The 18,625-nt window shown below is 68.7% G+C and carries 24 protein-coding genes and 1 pseudogene; 12 read left to right on the top strand and 13 right to left on the bottom strand.

Annotation, left to right across the window (positions count from 1 at the left end; all coding sequences use genetic code 11):
- On the bottom strand, positions 1-304 hold a 304-nt coding region (locus ABZ260_RS24755), incomplete at its 3' end, for an HTH domain-containing protein (protein WP_355621956.1).
- A 23-nt stretch (positions 305-327) separates the two neighbouring features.
- On the opposite strand from ABZ260_RS24755, the gene ABZ260_RS24760 reads away from it, so the two are divergent.
- From ABZ260_RS24760 to ABZ260_RS24770, 3 genes are all read left to right on the top strand, one after another.
- Positions 328-525, top strand: coding sequence for a hypothetical protein (locus tag ABZ260_RS24760; protein WP_355621959.1), 198 nt, complete (start codon positions 328-330; stop codon positions 523-525).
- 127 nt (positions 526-652) lie between these two features.
- On the top strand, positions 653-1,114 hold the full coding sequence (locus ABZ260_RS24765; RefSeq protein ID WP_355621962.1) for a VOC family protein: 462 nt from the start codon (positions 653-655) through the stop codon (positions 1,112-1,114).
- 84 nt (positions 1,115-1,198) lie between these two features.
- Positions 1,199-2,236, top strand: coding sequence for an aldo/keto reductase (locus tag ABZ260_RS24770; RefSeq protein ID WP_355621965.1), 1,038 nt, complete (start codon positions 1,199-1,201; stop codon positions 2,234-2,236).
- Positions 2,237-2,309: 73 nt separating this feature from the next.
- Here the strand turns inward: ABZ260_RS24770 and ABZ260_RS24775 are convergent, their stop codons facing one another.
- Positions 2,310-2,675, bottom strand: coding sequence for a DoxX family protein (locus ABZ260_RS24775; RefSeq protein WP_355622025.1), 366 nt, complete (start codon positions 2,673-2,675; stop codon positions 2,310-2,312).
- A gap of 131 nt (positions 2,676-2,806) precedes the next feature.
- Between ABZ260_RS24775 and ABZ260_RS24780 the strand changes: the two genes are divergently transcribed.
- Together ABZ260_RS24780 and ABZ260_RS24785 are read left to right on the top strand one after the other, a co-directional pair.
- A complete protein-coding gene (locus ABZ260_RS24780; protein ID WP_355621968.1) occupies positions 2,807-3,184 on the top strand; it encodes a helix-turn-helix domain-containing protein in 378 nt (125 codons plus the stop codon).
- Between the two features lie 52 nt (positions 3,185-3,236).
- Positions 3,237-3,371, top strand: a pseudogene (locus tag ABZ260_RS24785) (XRE family transcriptional regulator); the annotation flags it as partial.
- A gap of 44 nt (positions 3,372-3,415) precedes the next feature.
- Here the strand turns inward: ABZ260_RS24785 and ABZ260_RS24790 are convergent.
- Together ABZ260_RS24790 and ABZ260_RS24795 are read right to left on the bottom strand one after the other, a co-directional pair.
- The gene (locus tag ABZ260_RS24790; protein ID WP_355621971.1) at positions 3,416-4,762 is read right to left on the bottom strand and encodes an MFS transporter; all 1,347 of its coding nucleotides are present in this window, start codon (positions 4,760-4,762) and stop codon (positions 3,416-3,418) included.
- A gap of 7 nt (positions 4,763-4,769) precedes the next feature.
- A complete protein-coding gene (locus ABZ260_RS24795) occupies positions 4,770-5,843 on the bottom strand; it encodes a MerR family transcriptional regulator (RefSeq protein WP_355621974.1) in 1,074 nt (357 codons plus the stop codon).
- Between the two features lie 482 nt (positions 5,844-6,325).
- Between ABZ260_RS24795 and ABZ260_RS24800 the strand changes: the two genes are divergently transcribed.
- On the top strand, positions 6,326-6,988 hold the full coding sequence (locus ABZ260_RS24800; RefSeq protein ID WP_355621977.1) for a class I SAM-dependent methyltransferase: 663 nt from the start codon (positions 6,326-6,328) through the stop codon (positions 6,986-6,988).
- A gap of 32 nt (positions 6,989-7,020) precedes the next feature.
- Here ABZ260_RS24800 and ABZ260_RS24805 read toward each other — a convergent pair whose 3' ends face one another.
- The 4 genes from ABZ260_RS24805 to ABZ260_RS24820 all read right to left on the bottom strand — a co-directional run bounded on the left by ABZ260_RS24805 (position 7,021) and on the right by ABZ260_RS24820 (position 10,636).
- Entirely contained in the window at positions 7,021-8,736 is a 1,716-nt protein-coding gene (locus tag ABZ260_RS24805; RefSeq protein WP_355621980.1) for an ABC transporter ATP-binding protein, read from the bottom strand.
- Entirely contained in the window at positions 8,733-9,116 is a 384-nt protein-coding gene (locus ABZ260_RS24810; RefSeq protein ID WP_355621983.1) for an ATP-binding cassette domain-containing protein, read from the bottom strand. The genes ABZ260_RS24805 and ABZ260_RS24810 overlap by 4 nt, the downstream gene beginning before the upstream one ends.
- On the bottom strand, positions 9,113-9,526 hold the full coding sequence (locus ABZ260_RS24815; protein ID WP_355621986.1) for a hypothetical protein: 414 nt from the start codon (positions 9,524-9,526) through the stop codon (positions 9,113-9,115). The genes ABZ260_RS24810 and ABZ260_RS24815 overlap by 4 nt, the downstream gene beginning before the upstream one ends.
- Before the next feature lie 114 nt (positions 9,527-9,640).
- The gene (locus ABZ260_RS24820) at positions 9,641-10,636 is read right to left on the bottom strand and encodes an alpha/beta hydrolase (protein WP_355621989.1); all 996 of its coding nucleotides are present in this window, start codon (positions 10,634-10,636) and stop codon (positions 9,641-9,643) included.
- A 76-nt stretch (positions 10,637-10,712) separates the two neighbouring features.
- On the opposite strand from ABZ260_RS24820, the gene ABZ260_RS24825 reads away from it, so the two are divergent.
- From ABZ260_RS24825 to ABZ260_RS24850, 6 genes are all read left to right on the top strand, one after another.
- A complete protein-coding gene (locus ABZ260_RS24825; protein WP_355621992.1) occupies positions 10,713-11,291 on the top strand; it encodes a TetR/AcrR family transcriptional regulator in 579 nt (192 codons plus the stop codon).
- Positions 11,275-11,784 carry a hypothetical protein gene (locus tag ABZ260_RS24830; RefSeq protein ID WP_355621995.1) on the top strand — a complete coding sequence of 170 codons (510 nt, stop codon included), beginning with the start codon at positions 11,275-11,277 and terminating at the stop codon, positions 11,782-11,784. The genes ABZ260_RS24825 and ABZ260_RS24830 overlap by 17 nt, the downstream gene beginning before the upstream one ends.
- A gap of 28 nt (positions 11,785-11,812) precedes the next feature.
- On the top strand, positions 11,813-12,472 hold the full coding sequence (locus ABZ260_RS24835) for a TetR family transcriptional regulator (RefSeq protein ID WP_355621998.1): 660 nt from the start codon (positions 11,813-11,815) through the stop codon (positions 12,470-12,472).
- Entirely contained in the window at positions 12,465-12,842 is a 378-nt protein-coding gene (locus tag ABZ260_RS24840) for a class I SAM-dependent methyltransferase (protein WP_355622001.1), read from the top strand. Before ABZ260_RS24835 ends, ABZ260_RS24840 begins: the two co-directional genes overlap by 8 nt.
- 177 nt (positions 12,843-13,019) lie before the next feature.
- Positions 13,020-13,952, top strand: a complete 933-nt coding sequence (locus ABZ260_RS24845) for an ABC transporter ATP-binding protein (RefSeq protein ID WP_355622004.1) — start codon at positions 13,020-13,022, stop codon at positions 13,950-13,952.
- A complete protein-coding gene (locus ABZ260_RS24850) occupies positions 13,949-15,559 on the top strand; it encodes an ABC transporter permease (RefSeq protein WP_355622007.1) in 1,611 nt (536 codons plus the stop codon). The genes ABZ260_RS24845 and ABZ260_RS24850 overlap by 4 nt, the downstream gene beginning before the upstream one ends.
- Before the next feature lie 150 nt (positions 15,560-15,709).
- Here the strand turns inward: ABZ260_RS24850 and ABZ260_RS24855 are convergent, their stop codons facing one another.
- The 5 genes from ABZ260_RS24855 to ABZ260_RS24875 all read right to left on the bottom strand — a co-directional run.
- Positions 15,710-15,859, bottom strand: coding sequence for a hypothetical protein (locus ABZ260_RS24855; RefSeq protein WP_355622010.1), 150 nt, complete (start codon positions 15,857-15,859; stop codon positions 15,710-15,712).
- A gap of 25 nt (positions 15,860-15,884) precedes the next feature.
- Positions 15,885-16,262, bottom strand: a complete 378-nt coding sequence (locus ABZ260_RS24860) for a penicillin acylase family protein (RefSeq protein WP_355622013.1) — start codon at positions 16,260-16,262, stop codon at positions 15,885-15,887.
- A 60-nt stretch (positions 16,263-16,322) separates the two neighbouring features.
- Complete coding sequence (locus ABZ260_RS24865; RefSeq protein ID WP_355622016.1) at positions 16,323-17,069, bottom strand: class I SAM-dependent methyltransferase; 747 nt, start codon at positions 17,067-17,069, stop codon at positions 16,323-16,325.
- 155 nt (positions 17,070-17,224) lie between these two features.
- Positions 17,225-17,536 (bottom strand): hypothetical protein, encoded by a 312-nt coding sequence (locus tag ABZ260_RS24870; protein WP_355622019.1) that lies wholly within the window; start codon positions 17,534-17,536, stop codon positions 17,225-17,227.
- Between the two features lie 131 nt (positions 17,537-17,667).
- Positions 17,668-18,625 (bottom strand): MFS transporter (locus tag ABZ260_RS24875; RefSeq protein WP_355622022.1); only part of this gene is annotated, 958 nt, incomplete at its 5' end.

Genomic DNA, 18,625 nt, shown 5'->3' on the forward strand with positions numbered 1-18,625 from the left:
CGGCGGGTTCGGCGAGGCCGTTGCCGGGGTTGGTGGCGGCGATCTGCAGGGCGATGGTGAGGGCGACGGCCTGTTCGTCGTCGAACAGCAGCGGGGGTAGTTCGGTGCCGGCGCTGAGCCGGTAGCCGCCGTCAGGGCCTTTGACGGCGGCGATGGGGTAGCCGAGTTCGCGGAGCCGGTCGACGTCGCGGCGCACGGTGCGCAGGCTGATGTCCAGGCGATCGGCCAGCACCGTGCCGGGCCAGTCCCGGCGGGTCTGCAGCAGCGACAGCAGGGCCAGCAGTCGGGCAGAGGTTTTCGGCATGAACCTGATTCTGCCCGAAGTAGGTGCCACATCCTGTCACCTACCCCTGCGAATCTTCGTCTCGAGCCGGTCAGCCACCGCGACCCGGACGGCCCCCCTTTAACACCGTCACCATCGCCATCAACCCCAACTTCCCGCGACCGCTGCTCTACGCGGCGATCTCCGGCAGCTACAACATCGTCGGCAGCCTGATCGTCAGCGCCATTCTGCTGGCCATCTGAGACCAGCAGCACGGTGGGGACTCGCCGATTCGGCCGTCCGACACCCCCTTCCCTGGCTCTCTCTAACGAGACTTACCAGCCCATACCGGGCGTACCGCGCCCGGAAAATCAATAAGGAGTCACCAGCATGGCCATCTCCACCACCACCCACCTGAACTTCCGCGGCGACGCCCGCGCGGCGCTGGAGTTCTACCAGACCGTGTTCGGCGGCCACCTCACCACCATCGCGTACGGCGACTTCGGCATGCCGAAGGAACTGCCCGACGCCGAAAAGATCGTCTTCGGCCAGGTCACGGCCGACAACGGCTTCAGCATCATGGCTTACGACGTGCCCAGCCAGGCACCGGCCGCCACCGCGCCCGCCGCCACCACTCGCGAGCACGGCATGACGCTGACCGGCGAGCGGTTCTTCGTGTCCGTCCGCGGCGAAAGCACCGAGGAAGTCGGCGCGCTGTGGGACAAGCTCACCGACGGCGCCGACCTCATCGAGAAGTACGGCCCGTCGCAGTGGGCCCCGGGCTTCGGGATGCTGACCGACCGCTTCGGCGTCACCTGGATCCTCGACGTCGCCGCCCCGTACGCCGGCTGACCACCAACGCACTCATCCGGTCCGAGGCGGCCTTCCCGGGCCGCCTCGGACCACCCGGCCCTCCGCCTTTCGAAGGAACAGATCATGCGCACTCGCCCCCTCGGCCGTACCGGCATCAAGGTCAGTCCCTACTGCCTCGGCACCATGATGTTCGGCCCGTTCGGCAACCCCGACCCCGACGACTGCGTCACCATCATCCACCGGGCCCTCGACGCCGGCATCAACTTCATCGACACCGCCGACGTCTACGGCGGTGACGGCGAAACCGAACGGATCGTGGGCAAGGCGCTGCGCGGCCGACGCGACGACGTGGTGCTCGCCACCAAGTTCAACGGCCCCATGGGCACCGACCCCAACCAGCGCGGCAACTCCCGCCGCTGGATCGTCACCGCGGTCGAGAACTCGCTGCGGCGTCTCGGCGTCGACCACATCGACCTCTACCAGGTCCACCACCCCGAGCCCGGCACCGATATCGAGGAAACCCTCGCCGCCCTGACCGACCTGATGCAGGCGGGTAAGGTACGCGCGATCGGCCATTCCAGCCTGCCGGCCGCGGAGATCGTCGAGGCCCAATGGGCTTCCGAACGGCGCGGGCTGGCCCGCTTCCGCACCGAACAGCCGCCGTACTCGATCCTGAACCGCGGTATCGAGCGCGATGTCCTCCCGGTCTGCGAGCGTTACGGGCTGGGCACGCTGGTCTGGAGCCCGCTGGCCTCGGGCCTGCTCACCGGCCGCTTCCGCAAGGACGGCAACGAACAGGTCTCGAGCGCCCGCATGCACTGGGTGCCGAAGCACATGACCGACAAGCGCAACCACGATGCCGTCGAAGAACTCGTCCCGATCGCCGAGCAGGCCGGTCTGTCGCTCACCCATCTGGCCCTGGCATTCGTCATCAGCCATCCCGCGGTCACCTCGGCGATCATCGGCCCCCGCACCATGGCGCAGCTCGACGACCTGCTCGCCGGCGCCGGCACCACCCTCGACGACGACACCCTCGACCAGATCGACAAGGTGGTCCCGCCCGGGGTGAACCCGGGCACGCTCGACATCGCCTACGTACCACCCGCACTCGAGCAAGCCGACCTGCGCCGCCGCCGCACCGGCGACCGCGCCGCCGCCTGACATACCTGTCCACGACCACTGGTAATGGAGCGCCCCGGAGCGAAGCGAGGGCAGACGACGCTGGGCAGAGGGTTCAGAGCCAGATGGTGCCGAGCCAGGCGGTTGCCGCGGCGGCTGCCAGGAGGGCGATGTTGAGTCCGATCTGCCGGACCTCGCTGCGGCTCAGGTGGACCGCGATGCCGCCTATCTGGATCAGGACGAGGCCGATCGCCGCGGCGATGGCGAGCCAGGGCGCGATCCCGGTCGGCGGCGGCAGGATCAGGCCGGCCGCGCCGAGGACTTCCAGGATTCCGATCAAGCGGACGAGCGGCATGGGAACGGTGTCGACCCAGCCCATCATCGGCTGGAGCTGCTCCTGGCTTTGGGTGATCTTCTTGCCGCCGGCGTAGAGGTAGAAGACGGCCAGGAGTACCGCGACGATCCAGTAGGAAATCTCCATGAAGGACACCTCGGGGGCTAGGGACGCGGCGCCGGCCACGATGGTTACCAGTCGTAAGTAGCCTCATGATGCGTCACTATTGAAAGCCTTACAAAAGGCACATGCATGTGCGTTACACACAGAGGGCTGTCATGTCGGAGTACGAGCACACCTGCATGATCCGAGGAGATGGCGGACGGACGATCCGCGCCATCCTCGACCGCATCTGCAACAAGTGGACGCTGCTGATCGTGGCGACCCTCGATCAGGGAAGCCTGCGCTTCACCGGCCTGCAGCAGCAGATCCCCGGGATCTCCCAGCGCATGCTGACCCTGACGCTCCGGAACCTCGAACGCGACGGCCTGGTCTCCCGGACGGTGCACGCCGAGGTCCCGCCACGGGTCGAATACGCACTGACCCCCACCGGTAAGAGCCTCATTCCACCCGCATTGGCCCTCGCCGGCTGGGCCATCGAGCACGTCCCGCACATCGAGACCAGCCGAGAGGCCTACCAGACCCGAAACCAATGACCCGATGCCCTGCCTCCGGCTACTTCGCCCCTGATGCGCCGATCTTCACCAGATCCTTCCGGCCGGTCCGAACGATCTGGAACCCGATCCTTGCTCGCACGAGGGATACCACTGGCTGTACGTCCTCAACGGACGACTACGCCTGTTGCTCGGCGACCAGGACCTCGTCCTCACTGCGGGCGAGATGGTCGCCGCCTGCGGTCTGACGTTCAGCGGTACCCGGCCCGGTGCTCACCCGCTGACAACATCCTCTGTTCTTGGGGCGGCGTAGTGCCACAGCTGAGGTGCCATCCACACGATCATGGCGACGGTCATCACGGTGAGCAGTCCGCCAACGCAGATCGTCACCTGAGGGCCGTATACCACCGCGGCGGTCCCGTGCAGCAGGTTGGCGATCTGCGGGCCCCCGATGAGGACGACGGTGAGTGACCCTTGAATCCGGCCGCGCATGGCGTCGTCGGTATACGCCTGTGAGATGGCGTTGCGGAAGGTACTGAGCACGAAGTTCGCCGCACCGCCGAACATGAGCGCCGCCAGCGCGAGCCAGAGCCGCGGAGCCAAGCCAAGGACCACGACGGTTACTCCCCAGACGGCGGCAGCCGATGCCATCAGGGCACCGTGGCGATGGGCGCACGTGAACCTTCCCGACATCAGCCCGGCCGCGAAGACACCGGCCGGGTAGGCGGCGTAAAGCAGGCCCAGCTCCAGGCCTCCTCCCGCGGGCCCGCCGTAGGTGCGTTGCGCCAGCTCAGGAAAAAGCGCTACCGGCATCCCGAAGACCATCGCAGCAAGATCTACTGCCAGCACGGCTACGAGCACCCGGCCGGCAAGCAGGTAGCGGAACCCGGCGAGCACCTGTCCAAGCGTGGACCGATGCCGGTCACGCTGTGCCGGCGCATCGTCCGTTGGTGCTTTTGATATCCCACCGGGCAATCCGTCACGTGACACCGGGGGAGGGCTGGGCAGGATCGGCGGCAACTTGGTCACCGCCCACACGACGGCCAGCAGCGCAACGGCGTCGAACAGGTAAAGCGTGCCGAGCCCGACCACCGGAATCAGCACGCCTGCCAGTAACGGGCCCATGATCGACCCGGTGTAGCGGACGAGCGAACTGAGACCGTTCGCCGCGGGCAGCAGGCCGACGGGTACGAGGCGGGGCACCGCTGCACCCATCGTCACCATGATCGCCCCGAAGGTCAGTCCCTGGCATGCCACCAACGCCAACAGGACGGCGACAGAGCGACCTCCCAGGGCGGTCTGAGCCCACAGCGCCGCGTAGGTCAGCGCAAGGCCACAGTGAGCGGCCAGCAGCAGACGTCGCCGGTCCATGAGGTCGGCGAGGGTTCCGACCCACAGCGACGCGATCACCAAAGCACCGAACGACACTGCGGCCGCGGCGCCGACGGTCGCGGACGAGCCGGTCAAGGTGAACAGCTGCGTCGGCACCGTGACCACGCTGAACGAGCCACCGACCGCGCAGGTGGCCGAGGCGACCCACAACCGCCGGTAGGCGGGGATCGCCAGGGGACGCCGGTCGAGCGTGTACGCGCCCAAAGAGCGTACAGCCGACGCGCTCACCTTCCACTCACAGCGTCACCACATCAGCCACCACGCAAGCGACGTTGTCCGGGGCGCCCGCGTCGTATGCCAGCCTGACCAGCTCATCGAGGACCTGCTCAGGGGCGCCCGTGCCGCTCAGTACGCCGCGCAGTGACTCTGTCGCAACGACGGTGGCCAGTCCGTCGGAGCACAGCAAGTAGCGGTCGCCGGCCACGGCCGTATGCAGCGACAGGTCAGGCTGGGACCTGCCTGTGCCCGTGAGTGCACGGACCAGCAACGAGCGTTGCGGATGCGAGACGGCCTCCTCCGGGCTGAGGCGGCCTTCGTCGACCAGCGACTGCACGTAGGTGTGGTCGTGGGTGATCTGGAAGATCTCACCGTCGCGCAACAGATACGCTCGCGTGTCACCGATGTGCACCAGCGCCAGCTGGGAGCCAGACCACAGCATCGCGGTCAGCGTCGTGACCGCCTCACCGGACAGTGCCGACTCGGCAATGCCGCGAATCGCCCGGTCGGCCTGACCAACCGCATCGGCGAGCGCGCCGAGAAGGTCACCGGCGGGTACGGCCTTCGTCTCCAACGGCTTGAGCGCGTCGATGGCCGCCACGCTTGCGAGATTCCCACCCGGCCCGCGCATTCCATCGGCCACCGCCAGCAACCGAGCGCCGGCGTAGGCGACGTCCTCATTGCTCGTGCGAACCAGCCCCGACTCCGACCGTGCCGCGTAGCGGATCCCGATCATGGTTTCTGCGTCTTCCACAGCGCCACCCCTTCCTGACAGGTAGTCGACGAGGAAGGTGGCGAGTTGTTCGCGTACAGCGGTGTCTGCCATGACCTGTGCCCAATAGTCGGCGACCTGCTCGGCCGCCGCATGCGGCTCCAGGTCGCATACCTGGCGGATGCGGGCCAGCGGCATGCCCAGCCGCCGCAACCACGCGATCAACCGGGCCCGCTCTAACTGCGTCGGATCGTAGAAGCGGTATCCCGACTCCCCGTCCACTGCAGCCGGCCGGAGCAATCCGAGCTCGTCGTACAGCCGTAACGCCTTCGGCGACAATCGCGTAGCCCGGGCGAACACCCCGATCGTCAGTAGCCCCACACCCAACCCTCCTCGCACCGGCCAGGACGACCGGCACCACGATGCTGCGCCTTCACCCAAGGGCAAGGTCCACCCCTCACCGTCGGCGAGGCCACGAACAGAGCAATGTGTCATCAGTCCCGAACGGCAACGTGCACTTGCGTAGCGTCGGACCGATCTACCGATTCCGCCACGCCACCCTGCATGATCACCTCGCCGCCACTCCCAGCCAGGCCTCCCTCTCCATGTTCGAAGACGGCCACGCGGATCCCGCCGGAAGAAACAAGGATTTGCCTCATGATCAGTGGGACGGGAGCCCGGTTGGCCTTCTCATCCGACTTGAGGCACCGCAGGTACGAAGAGACAGGACAGCCACCCCGCTGGCAAGACCTTCGCGGGCGGGAGACCCAGCGGACAGCCGGCGTCCGACCGGCGGGCACGGGAGGGGGGAGGTTCGAGCTGAGAGCCCATGAACGGCTGGATTCTCCGTGTATGAATGAATCATGACCGCGCGCTACGAAGGCCATGCCGAGTGGTACGACGACTACATCGGGCCCGGTGCCGCCGCCAACGTCGACTGGATAGTCGATCTTCTCGGTCCTGGAGAAGGCCTATGCTTGGACGTCGGCTGCGGCACTGGCCTGTACCTCGACACCATCCGATCGACCGGCCGGACCGTCGTCGGTCTCGACCGTTCAGCCGACCAGTTGCGTCTGGCCCGCCACAGGGACCGCGCTCCGCTCCTCCAGAGCGACGCGACGATGCTCCCGTTCGCCGCGGACACCTTCGACACCGTCACCGCGCTGTGGGTCTCTACCGATATCGGGGACTTCGCCGGACTGCTGAAGGAGGCGGCTCGCGTGCTGCTTCCGGGTGGTTTGCTGTTGTTCTACGGCGTGCATCCCTGCTTCAACGGCCCGCATGTCGAGCTCCGTCAGGACGGAGCGGTGGTCATCCATCCCACCTACCGGATCAAGGGCCGGCATAAGCGCTCGCCGTGGTGGCGTGAAGGCGGGGTCCGGGACCGGGTGGGGATGAGCCACGTGCCGCTGCCCGACTTGATCAACGCGTTCATCGACGCCGAGCTGAGTATCGATCGGGTGTACGAGCCGCGCGAACACCTCGTCCCATCCGTGCTGGCAGTAAAGGCATTTCATCGAAACTAGGCCGACGGGTGCGCGCTGCGTCCTGGGCACCCTCATTCACGCGCTGCCGGTGTCAGGGACGTATTCCAGAAATCGGCGTAGCGGCCACTGCGGCGCAGCAACTCGTCGTGGCTGCCTTCCTCCACGATCCGGCCGCCGTCCAGAAAGACGATGCGATCGGCGCGTCGGACGGTCCGCAGCCGATGCGCCACCATCACCACCGTCCGGCCCGCCATCAGGCGCTCGATTCCTTCGTGGACCGCCGCCTCGTTCACCGGGTCCAGTGCGGAGGTCACCTCGTCCAGCAGCACGATGGGCGCGTTCTTCAGCAGCGCTCGCGCGATCGAGACACGCTGGCGCTCACCACCCGACAGCAGTGCGCCACCCTCGCCGACATTCGTCGCCCATCCGCCGGGCAGTCGCTCGATCACCTCGTCCAACCGCGCCGCGGTCGCCGCCGCCCGCACCTCGGCAACGCCTGCGTCGGGACGGCCGAGACGCACGTTCTCCTCGATCGTGCCGTCGAAGAGATAGACGTCCTGGAAGACGATGGCGATCTGCGCCATCAACACCTCCGTGTTGATCGCGCGCACGTCCACGCCCCCCACGCGCACCGCGCCCGCGTCCACGTCGTAGAACCGTGCCAGCAACTGCAGCAATGTGCTCTTACCCGCACCCGACGGTCCGACAATGGCAAGCCGCTGTCCCTCCGGCACGGACAACGAGACGTCGTCGATCACCGTGCGGTCGCCGTGCTGGAAGGCGACGGAGTCGAACTTCAGGCCATGGCGTTCCGGCTGGATCGGTTCGGAAGCCTCCGGCAGCGGCTCGGTGCGCAACACCGTGTCGAGTCTCGCCAACTCGGAACGTGCGCCGCGGAGCTTGCCACCGATATCCGCCAGCGACAGCAGCGGATCCGCGCAGCGGGCGGCCAGCACCAGGATCGTCAAAATCTCTGCCGCACCGACATTCCCGCCGAGCGCGAGGTAGGCGCCCAGGACCAGCAACACGGTGAACATCGCCTGCACCGTGAGCGTCAAGCCCAGCACGCCGGGCAGCGCCGACAGCGTGGAACGGCGGGACGCGCGCTGGACCTCCCGCAGCGAGTCGTCGAGCGACCGGAAGCGTTCGACGGTCCGGCCGCCGGCTCGCAGCACCGGCTGGGCCTGGAGATATTCGATGACTCGCGCGGTGGCCTCATGGTCGCGTTCGGCGCGCTCCGCATCGGTGGCGGCCATCGAGCGTCCCGTCCAGATCTGGATCGCCGCCACGACCGGTACGGCGACCAACGCGGCCAGCCCCATGTGCCCATTGAAGGCAAGCATCACGACAACGATCGTCAGGGGAGTCACACAGGCGGAGATGAACGGTGCCAGCAGATGCGCGATCACGCTCATCCCCTGCAGGACGCCGCGGCTGGCCAGGACGGACACCTCCCCGACGCGGCCTGCGCTGTACCAGCCGATGGGCAATCGAGCCAGATGATCGCCGAGACGGTGATACATACCGAGCAACAGCGTGGTCCCGACGCGGAAACCGGACAGATCGCTGACATAGCGCAGCACCGCGTAGACCGCGACCGCGGCCCCCAACGCGATCAGCCAGGGCCAGGCATCTCCGGGGGTGCTCCCGAACAGTGACCGCAGCACTGGAACCAGCAGGGCGTAGGACAAACCCTCGACCACCGCGGTCGTCGTCATCAGGGCCACGGTGCGACGCACCGGCTGGGCGTACTCGTGTCCCAGCACGCGCAGCAGCATTCGAATCATCGGGGCTCGTCTCCTTGCAGTACGCCACCGTGGGTCTCGAGCTCGTCGGCGACCGCCGATCGTTGGGACAGCCAGAACGCGGCGAACTTTCCGTCCTGTGCCAGCAGTTCGGCGGGCTTGCCGCGCTCGACGATCGACCCGTTCTCCAGCATCACGACGGTGTCGGCGTCGGCGATCGTCTCCAGGCGATGGGCGATGACCAGGATCGTCCGATCGCCCTCCAGCGTCGCCAGGGCTCGGCGCACCGCCTGTTCGGTCTGCGGGTCGGCGAAGGCGGTCGCCTCGTCGAGCACGAGAACGGGCGCGTCGGTGAGCAGGGCGCGGGCGAGCGAGATCCGCTGTGCCTCGCCACCCGACAGTCCGGCGTCTTCACCGATCACCGTGTCGTATCCGCGTGGCAGCTCGAGAATTCGATCGGTACGCGTCCCAGCCGTGCGGCCAGTTGCCGGCGGAACGACAGTTGCACCTGGCCGTCGAGAACATGTCCGAGTCCGGACGACGCGGCCGTGAACAGCAGTCGGACGAACAAGCCGACCGCACCCGCGATCACGACGAACCAGACATGACCGTGATCGATCGGGCCGGGTGACAACAGCGTACGACCCAATTCGACGACCGCCAGCAGCGGCGCCAGACCCGCGACAGCGCCAATCACCTGCAGGACCACAACGGCGGCGAAGCTCCCGAGATGAGGGCGCAGCAGCCCTGCCAGGCTCTGCCCCGCCGCGGAATCGGCAGCTGATGGTGGTGCGGACCGTCCCCTCGCCTCGGCAAGGTCGGTGATTGTCATCGCTCTCCCGTCTTCGTCGATCTCGTCGCGACCAGGCCCGTGGTGGAGCCGATGGTCGTATTCCCGGGGCGGCCCACCGACTGTGTGGAACACAAACCGGCAGGCCGGGACCCGTCACCCGGCGAGGGCCCCTCGGAGGAACTCGACGATCTCCGCCCGCGCGGCCTTCGCGTGCGGCACCACGCCCGGCATGCTGAGGAACGCGTGCGTCGCTCCGGGATATTCGGTGAGCCGCGCGGGCGTCCCGGCCGCCCGCAGTCGTTCGGCGTAACAGCGGCCGTGATCGGCCACCGGATCAATGGTCGGCACCACCACGAGCGCTGGGGCCAGCCCGCTCAGGTCGTCGGCATACAGCGGCGACAGCGCACGAGGATCGGTTCCCGGCGGAACGGCGAGCCGCTGGAACAGCCGCATCTGCGTCACGGTGAGGGTCGGGCTGTGAGCGTGTCGGCTGATCGAGGCGTGGTCGAACCCCGTCGAGGTCAGGTCGACAGCGGGGTTGACCAGCACCTGCGCCCGCAGGAGCAGGCCGGACTCCCCGGCCCGGATCGCGGCCAGGGCGGTGACCATCGAGCCGGTGCTCTCGCCGAAGACGGCGGTCCGCGCCGGGTCGACTCCCCACTGCGCGGCGTGCTGCACCACGTGCCGGAGCACGTCCCAGCCGTCGTCGACGGCCGCCGACAGCGGAGTCTCCGGGTCGAGGAGGCGGTGCTCGACCGAGACGACGACCGCGGGCAGCCGCGCGGCGAGGTGGCTGTTCACCCAGTCGCTCTGCACCGCCGTGCCCACGAACCCGCCTCCGTGCACGTGGATCACGAGCGGCAGGCCGGCCCGGTCGCCGCCTTCGCCGCCGCGCCCGGGCGAGGGCCGGTACACCCGGACCCGGAGCCCGCGGCCGGGCAGCGCCACCTGTTGCCACTGGATCGCGACGCCACGGTCCGGAAACCCGCTGATCAACCGCGCCAGACGGGATGCCCGCTTGCGGTTCACCGCGTCGCGCAAGGCGACCAGTTCCTCGGCTGTCATCGCCAGCCAGTCCGGCTCCTTTCCCAGGGCGTGCAGCAACCGGACGCCCAGCGGCGGCCGCTCCGTACCGGTGACCTCGCTCATGTCTCCTCCTCGGCCAGATAGTTTCGCTACCATAAGTATCGATACCGATCGTAGCGCAATAGGTTATCGTGTGGGCATGACCCGAGCGACCACATCTGCCAGACCACCCGGTCGCCCGCGCTCCGGCGTCAACGCCGTGGTCTTCGCCGCAACACTGAGCACGGTCCACGAGCTCGGCTACGCACGTGCCACTGTCGACCGCATCGCCGCCGCAGCCGGCATCGCGAAGACGACGATCTATCGTCGCTGGCCGTCGAAGGGTGCGCTGATCGTGGACTGCCTCCTTGACGCGTTCGGCCCGGTGCCGCTGGAGGGCGCCGATCGAGCCGAGCTCATGTCATCGGCCATCCGCTGGATCGCGGCGAAGGTCGGCGAGCCCGGGGTAGGCGACGCTTTCGCAGGCGTGTTCAGTGACGCCGTCAGCGATCCGGCCCTGCGCGAGGTCCTGTCCGCGCAGTTTCAGGACCCGTACCGGCTCGCGCTCCAGGACGCGCTCGGCGAGCCGGAGAGCCGGGTCCTGTTCTTCATCGACGTCGTCGTCGGAACCCTGCTCCACCGGATGGGCATGACCGGCGAGCCGATGGTCGACGCCGACGTCGCCGCACTGGTCGAGATGGTTCTGCTGCACTTCGCTGACGGTGCCGCTCCGACCTAGACCTGCCGTCGAACCGGCAATCGGCTCCGGCGGCGACGACGCGGCCAGAGCCCGGGCACCTCGGCTCCTGGGATTCACCGACGACCTGCCGATCCGTGTCGTCGCCGTACGGTCGAGGCTTCCGCTCGACCGGGTCGGCGGCCTGGTCTGCCCGGTGAAGGCGGCACCGCTCGCCGACGTGGGCGTCATCCTGGCCGCCACCGTGGACCCGGCCCGAATTCCAGCGGGTGTACGCGCGGGCATCGGCGCCGCCGAAAGCCCCGGCCGATCCTGGCGGCAAGCCCGCACCGCCCTCCGCCTCACCACCCCACGCGAACCTGTCATCCGCTACGACGACCTGGACGTGCCGGGGCTCCTGGCCGAGATACCTCAGGACGCCGCACGCGACGACACCGACGTGGCCTCGATCACCCGCATGGCCGAAAGCCCAGAAGATCTGGAGACTCTGGACGCCCACTGCTCGCATAGTGGCCATCCCTTCCCCTTGCCGTAAGGCTGAATGCGTGTTTAGTATAATGACTATGTGTTCAGCTCGTCGGCCGTCCTCGTCGGACCTGACCGCCCAGGCCAAGATCCGTAACGCCGCCATAGCCCTGTTCGCCCGCGACGGTTTCCAGAAGACGAACCTGCGCGCGATCGCCGCGGCGGCAGGTGTCAGCGCTGCCCTGGTCATCCACCACTTCGGCAGCAAGGAGGGGTTGCGCGGGGTTTGCGACGAGTACGTCCTGCGCAACCTCGTCCAGCACACGCACGACGCCCGCCCCGAGGGCATGCAGGACCTGCTCCGCGAATACCTTGCCGATCCCGAGGAGTACGTGCTGCACGTCCAGTACATGGCACGCGCGATGGAAGAGGACTCACCGGCGGCGACCACATTCGTGGACACCCTGGTGGCCGAGGCCGAAGCCGTGCTCAGGGCAGGGGTGGCCGACGGGACCATGCACCCGTCCAAGGACATCAGGGCGATGGCGGTGTGGCAGGTGGCGATGAGCGTGGCCCTGCTCACCATGGCACCGCCTCTGACGCGTTCGCTCGGCTACGAGAGCTTCGGTCCCGAGGTGCTGCACCGCCTGGTGACGCCGATGCTCGAACTCACCACCCGCGGGCTGTACACCAACGACACGCCACTGAAGGCCGCCGAGGCCGCGTGGGAAGCCTCACAGCAGAAAAGAGGTGAATGACCGATGCCCGTCACCGTTCCGGCCCTCGCCGCTGCAGGCCACGCTGTGGTTGACGCTGTGCGGCAGGGCGCTGGATAACCGCCTGCCCAACCCGATCTTGGGCGACGCGCTGGCCGACGAGATCGTGCGGAAGACTGATTACGACTACCGGAAGCTCCACATCTCCCCGAGCTCCGCGATCAACATCGCGCACCGGGCCAGGAAACTGGACGAGATCGCCCAGCGGTTCTTGGCCCGCCACCCCGACGCGGTCGGCCTGGACCTCGGCGCCGGCCTGGACAGCCGGGTGCTCCGCATCACCCCGCCGCCCACCGCCGACTGGTACGACATCGATTTCCCCAAGGTCCTCGCCGCCCGGCGGCACCTGTGACCGCGGTGAGCGCGTCGCTGTCCAGGATGGGCAACGCGGTCTTCGTCTACCGCTTCTAACTCCCCATTGATCTCCACATCCATGCTCCCTCGCGGAGGGCGCCGCGATCGACCGCGCCCTCGACACGGTGGCGAGCCCATTTCACCAACCCCATTTCACAATGCGAGGACGCCAACCATGGCTGAGATCGATGCCATCACCGTGGCAGGATTGGTCAAGTCGTTCGGCCCGACTCGGGCACTGGACGGCCTCGACCTCGTCGTCAGGACCGGCGAGGTACACGGGTTCCTGGGACCGAACGGCGCGGGCAAGAGCACCACGATCCGGATCTTGCTGGGCCTGATGCGCGCCGACACGGGCACCGCCCGGCTGCTCGGCGGAGACCCTTGGGCGCAGGCCAGCGAGCTGCACCGCCGCCTGGCGTACGTGCCTGGCGACGTCACCCTGTGGCCCAACCTGTCAGGCGGGGAGGCCATCGACCTGATCGGCCGGCTGCGCGGGGGCCTTGACCGGGGGCGCAGGGAGGAGCTGATCGAGCGCTTCGATCTCGATCCGCGTAAGAAAGGCCGCACCTACTCCAAGGGCAACCGCCAGAAGGTGGCGCTGGTCGCCGCGCTCGCCTCCGGCGCCGAACTGCTCATCCTCGACGAGCCGACCTCCGGCCTGGATCCGCTGATGGAGGCGGTGTTCAGGGAGACCGTCCAGGAGGTGCAGCGCTCTGGCGACCGTACCGTGCTGCTGTCCAGCCACATCCTGTCCGAGGTCGAGGCGCTCTGCGACCGTGTCACCATCGTCCGCGACGGCCGCACCGTGGAGAGCGGCACCTTGGCCGAGCTGCGCCACCTCACCCATACGTTCGTCGAGGCCGAGCTGGCGAGCCCGCCGGACAGGCTGGCCGGCCTGCCTGGCGTGTACGGCCTCCGTACCGACGGCAGGCTGGTGCGCTTCAGCGTCGACGCCACCGCGCTGGACGCGGCGCTGCGCCGCCTCACCGAGATGGGCGTGCGCAGCCTGGTCAGCCGGCCGCCGACGCTGGAGGAGCTGTTCCTGCGGCACTACGACCGCTCGGAGGCGAGCACCAGGAGCAAGCACGCGGGGGCGGCCCGATGAACGCGCTCGACGGCGCGGGGAAGCTCATCCGCCTGGCGCTGCGGCGCGATCGGGTGCTGCTGCCCCTGTGGACCGTCTTCTGCGTCACGGTCCCGGTGGTGTTCGTCGGCGCGTTCAACGGCGCGTACCCCACGGCCGAGGCCCGTGAGGACTACTACGAGACCAGCGTCCACACCAGGGCCTTCACCGTCGTCTACGGCGCATTGAAGGGGTCGAGCCTCGGCGAGCTGGTCGCTTGGCGCTCGGGGGTCCTCACCTGCCTGGTCGCGATCTTCGCCCTGCTCACGGTCATCCGGCACACGCGTACGGAAGAGGAGGCGGGGCGGCGCGAACTGGTCGGTGCCACCGCGGTCTCCCGGCACGCGGACCTGGCCGCGGCCCTGATCGTCACCTGCGGGGCCAGCCTGGTCCTGGGCCTGCTGTCGGCGCTGACGCTGATCGGCCAGGATCTGCCGGTCGCCGGCTCGCTGGCGCTCGGGCTCGGGTTCACGGTCGCCGGCTGGCTGTTCGCCGGGATCGGCGCCGTGGCCGCGCAGCTCACGACCGGCGCCGGGGGAGCGCGCGCGATCGGGCTCACCGCTGTGGGCGTCGCGGTCACCCTGCGCGGCATCGGCGACGTCGGCGTGCAGTCCGGCGACGGGCCCGCATGGGTGCTGTGGTTGTCGCCGTTCGGCTGGTCCGAGGAGTTGCGGCCGTACAGCGGGGAGAGCTGGTGGGTCCTGGCGCTCGTGGTCGCCGGGTTCGCCGCGCTCACCGCGCTGGCCGTGTCGCTGTCGGCGCGGCGCGACCTCGGCAACGGCATGTTCCAGGCACGCCCGGGGCCGGCCGACGCCGCGCCTGGGTTGCGCAGTCCGCTGGCGCTGGCCTGGCGGCTGCACCGGGGGCCGCTCGTCAGCAGGACCGCAGGGCTCGCCCTGGTCGGGCTCGCGGTCGGAGCCATATCGGAGAGCCTCGGCGCGCTGATGGAGAACAGTGGTTCCACCGCACGGGAGGTGCTCGCCCGCCTCGGCGGCCCCGGCACGCTCGTCGACCAGTTTGTCGCGCCGATGATGACCATGCTCGGTCTGATCTGCTCGATCTTTGCGGTGCAGGCGGCGCTGCTGCTCAGGAACGAAGAGCGCGACGGACGGGCCGAGCCCCTGCTGGCCACGCCGGTGGACCGGCTGCGCTGGGCGGGCAGCCACCTCGCCTTCGCCCTGCTCGGACCGGCGCTCGGGGTGCTGGCGTTCGGGTCGGTCGCCGGGCTGACGCACGGTTTGAACACGGGCGCAGTGGGGCGCGAGCTGCCCCGCCTCCTGGGCGCCGCGCTCGTGCAACTCCCCGCGATATGGGTGTTCACCGGGCTCGCCTTCGCGCTCTTCGGCCTGCTGCCCCGCCTGGTCGCGGGCACGTTCGCCGTGCTGCTGGGCACCATGGTGCTCGGCTGGGCCGCCCAGGAGCTGCTGCTCGGCCAGTGGGTGATCAACCTGTCGGTCTTCCAGCACGTGCCGCAGCTCCCCGGAGGGCAGATGGCGATCCTGCCGCTGGTTGTCATGACCGTCTCCGCGGCGGTTCTCGTCGCGGTCGGTCTGGTCGGTCTCAGTCGGCGCGACATGCCCACGGGCTGAAGACCCTTGATGGACCCCGGGGCTGCCTCGGGGTCCATCGGGGTACGTCACCGGCGCAGGCAGCCTCCGCCGTGCGGAAGGTCTTGAGCGCCTCGGGGCCGAAGCAGGCGCCGTAGCCGGTGGTGGCGTTCCGCAGCGCGTGTGCGGAGATCACGTAGCCGGAGCAACGCGGAGGTCACCCGCGATCAAGCAGGGCACCGCGTCGACCGAGGCGATCCTGCGCCGGTCCACCGAGTTCGCCTCCCGCCCGACCTGCCAGGCCATGCCGGAGGTCGGAGCTGACCAGTCGATGCCAGTCAACTCCGGTTGCTATACGTCGTATACCTCACCCACGCACCGTGGTGGTCCTCAGATGCGGGTCGGCGGCGATCTCGGCTTCGGTGAAGCGTCCGGTGACCCACTGGCCGCGCGAGAACAAGACCGTCTGGTCGGTGTGGTGAGGCGAGGCGGGGTTGGCGGAGAGGGAGTAGGTGAGGATGGTGCGGGTGCGGGGGCCGTCGGGGGTGAGCTCGACGGCCATCATGAAGCTGGAGCCGGTGTCCACCTCCGGGTAGCGCCCGTCGGTGCCGAGCGGGCCGCGCATGCGCACCCTGTCGAAACAGCCCTCCCCCTCGGTGCAGCCGGGAATCGGGATCGAGGAGTAGCGCTGCGCCTGGCCCGGGGTGAGCGTCAGGGGGATGCGGTTGGCCTGGAAGAAGACCACGGCAATGGCTGAGTAGCCTCCTGCCCCGGGGATCCTCAAGCTTTGCTGGGGGGTGCTCCTTCAGGCGATCAGCAGGCGAAGGCCAAGCTCTGCTGCATCGAGATCGACGAGGTCTCGGTTGCGTTCGGCCCACCGACCTGAGGCGAGGTCATTACGGAGGCGGTGCACTGCGCGCTGCTCGGCGTCCGGTCCGACTCTGGCCCAGACCGATACCCCGCGACGGACGTTCTCGTCCAGGTATCCCTCGGGCCGGCGCCAGTAGGCCTCGAAGAAGCCGTCAGCGCAGTCCCACGGGATGAGCACCGGTTCCATCCGGGCTCCGATCGCGCGGGCCAGCTCGGTCAGCGAAGGCCTGCCGACCAGGAGGCCCGTGACCTCAGGCAGGTAGTCGCGAGTAAGCCAGAACCGATGACGCCATCCGGTGTCACTGGTGTCGTGCGTGAACACCACCACGCGGCGAGCAACGCGCCGCATCTCGCGCAGGCCGGCGATCGGGTCCTGCCAGTGATGAATGGTGGCAAAGGCCATCGCGGCGTCGAAGGACTGGTCCTCGAACGGGAGGCTCTCCGCGGCGGCGGCCACGCACGGCGCTGCGTCTGCGGGGCGCTGGGCCCGCATGACCGCCGATGGTTCCACCGCGGTGACGTCGCGGTCGGGGGGCTCGTAGGAGCCGGTGCCCGCCCCGACATTCAGTACAGTGCGCGCATCGCCGAGCGCAGCCCAGACTTTTGCGGCGATCCGTGGCTCGGTGCGCCGGGTCACGGTGTAGGTGGCTCCGATGGAGTCGTACAGCTGCGCGCTGGACATTGACACCGCCTTTCTGGCCGGTCCCGCCGTCGTCCCGCATCATGCCTTTGGCCTGGGTAACGTGTCACTGCGCGGGATGTCGCTGAGCACTATTTCGCCAAACCCGCGCTCCTGTTCGGCACCGCACTCCTTGCCGCCGGCAAGCATCCCTTTTTTCACGCTCGACGCCGACGCCCCGACACCGCTGATCCTGCCTGCTGCTCATCGGCATCGCAACCAGCCTGGCCTGGATCGGCGGCCTTGGCGGCCTGCCGGCCCTGGCCGCCATCCACCAAGCGTGAAGCCCGCGCGACCGCGCAACGGTGACGGGCATCGCCGAGCGCAAGAAGGGCGGCGCGATCCTGCTCACCCCGCTGGAGCCGCTGCCGGAACCGCGCAACCTGCGACACCGCCGGCTCGACGGTCATCCACAGCCGGCTGCTGACCTGCTCGGCCTCCGAAGTGCACGCCATGGTCGAGGGCGCCATACGGTTCGCCGAGCGGGGACGGAACGCCGTCCTCTTATAAATCTACATTGTAAAGGCGTCCGTCCGAGTTCAAGATCATTTACAGCGGACTAAAGACGCCCTTCAAAGAACAGAGGTCTTCTGTCTGTCGATCATGACGATTGCGGGCGGCGTAGCGCTCCGGCGGAGGCCGCCATGAAGGCCGCGAGCAGGGCGGGAATCCCCAGGGCCGCGGGCAGGCCGATGAGTTCGGCGGCGCCGCCGATGATGGCGGGGCCGGCGACGAGCCCGGCGTAACCGACGGTGGCGACCTGGGCGATGGCCTGCCCGGCACGGGCCGGGTCGTGGTTTCCCGCGGCGGAGAAGACCTGCGGGACGATGGTGGCCAGGCCCAGGCCGAACAGGGCGAATCCCACGAAGGCGACGAGGGTCTGGCCGATGAGCAGTGCGGTGCCGAGGCCGAGGGCGGCGATGAGCCCGGAGTAGCGGACCAGGCGCACCGGGCCGAACCGTTGGGCGAGGTGGTCTCCCGCGAAGCGGCCGATGGTCATGGCGGTGGAGAAGACGGCGAATCCGGCGGCGGCGACGGCCTGGGGGGCGCCGAGGTTCTGGAAGAGGTAGACGGCGGTCCAGTCGTTGGCGGCGCCCTCTCCGACGAGTCCGGCGAAGGCCACGACTCCCATGAGGATGATCCAGCTGGTCCATGGGGCGCGGCGTGGGGCGGTGGTGTGGGTGGCCGCCGGGGGTGGGGTGGCGGGGAGGAGGTGGCGCCGGGCGTACAGGGAGACGAGGGCGAGGGGGATACCGACGGCGGTGAGGGTGGCGGCGGCGCTGAGGTCGAGCCAGGCGAAGAGTCCGCCGATGCCTGCGCCGATGAGTCCGCCGATGCTGAACATGCCGTGGAAGGAGGACATGATGGGGCGGCCGTAGGCGCGTTCGACTTCGACGCCGTGGGCGTTCATGGAGACGTCGAGGGAGGCGTTGACGAGGCCGAAGAGGAAGAGGGTGGCGATGAGGGCGGGGAGGGTGGTGGCGTACCGGCCCGCTCCACCTTCTGCCAGTGCCTGAGCGGGTCCTTCTCCGGGTCGTCCGTCGACTCGATCCACAAGA

Origin of the sequence: Streptosporangium sp. NPDC006013 (genome assembly GCF_040614275.1) — a bacterium.
GTDB lineage: Bacteria > Actinomycetota > Actinomycetes > Streptosporangiales > Streptosporangiaceae > Streptosporangium.

Bases quoted from the DNA above. Each gene is read 5' to 3' on its own strand.
- ABZ260_RS24765 (WP_355621962.1), top strand. From the start codon at position 653: ATGGCCATCTCCACCACCACCCACCTGAACTTCCGCGGCGACGCCCGC.
- ABZ260_RS24770 (WP_355621965.1), top strand. From the start codon at position 1,199: ATGCGCACTCGCCCCCTCGGCCGTACCGGCATCAAGGTCAGTCCCTAC.
- ABZ260_RS24775 (WP_355622025.1), bottom strand. From the start codon at position 2,675: ATGGAGATTTCCTACTGGATCGTCGCGGTACTCCTGGCCGTCTTCTAC.
- ABZ260_RS24780 (WP_355621968.1), top strand. From the start codon at position 2,807: ATGTCGGAGTACGAGCACACCTGCATGATCCGAGGAGATGGCGGACGG.
- ABZ260_RS24800 (WP_355621977.1), top strand. From the start codon at position 6,326: ATGACCGCGCGCTACGAAGGCCATGCCGAGTGGTACGACGACTACATC.
- ABZ260_RS24805 (WP_355621980.1), bottom strand. From the start codon at position 8,736: ATGATTCGAATGCTGCTGCGCGTGCTGGGACACGAGTACGCCCAGCCG.
- ABZ260_RS24815 (WP_355621986.1), bottom strand. From the start codon at position 9,526: ATGACAATCACCGACCTTGCCGAGGCGAGGGGACGGTCCGCACCACCA.
- ABZ260_RS24820 (WP_355621989.1), bottom strand. From the start codon at position 10,636: ATGAGCGAGGTCACCGGTACGGAGCGGCCGCCGCTGGGCGTCCGGTTG.
- ABZ260_RS24825 (WP_355621992.1), top strand. From the start codon at position 10,713: ATGACCCGAGCGACCACATCTGCCAGACCACCCGGTCGCCCGCGCTCC.
- ABZ260_RS24835 (WP_355621998.1), top strand. From the start codon at position 11,813: ATGTGTTCAGCTCGTCGGCCGTCCTCGTCGGACCTGACCGCCCAGGCC.
- ABZ260_RS24845 (WP_355622004.1), top strand. From the start codon at position 13,020: ATGGCTGAGATCGATGCCATCACCGTGGCAGGATTGGTCAAGTCGTTC.
- ABZ260_RS24850 (WP_355622007.1), top strand. From the start codon at position 13,949: ATGAACGCGCTCGACGGCGCGGGGAAGCTCATCCGCCTGGCGCTGCGG.
- ABZ260_RS24865 (WP_355622016.1), bottom strand. From the start codon at position 17,069: ATGTCCAGCGCGCAGCTGTACGACTCCATCGGAGCCACCTACACCGTG.
- ABZ260_RS24870 (WP_355622019.1), bottom strand. From the start codon at position 17,536: ATGGCGCCCTCGACCATGGCGTGCACTTCGGAGGCCGAGCAGGTCAGC.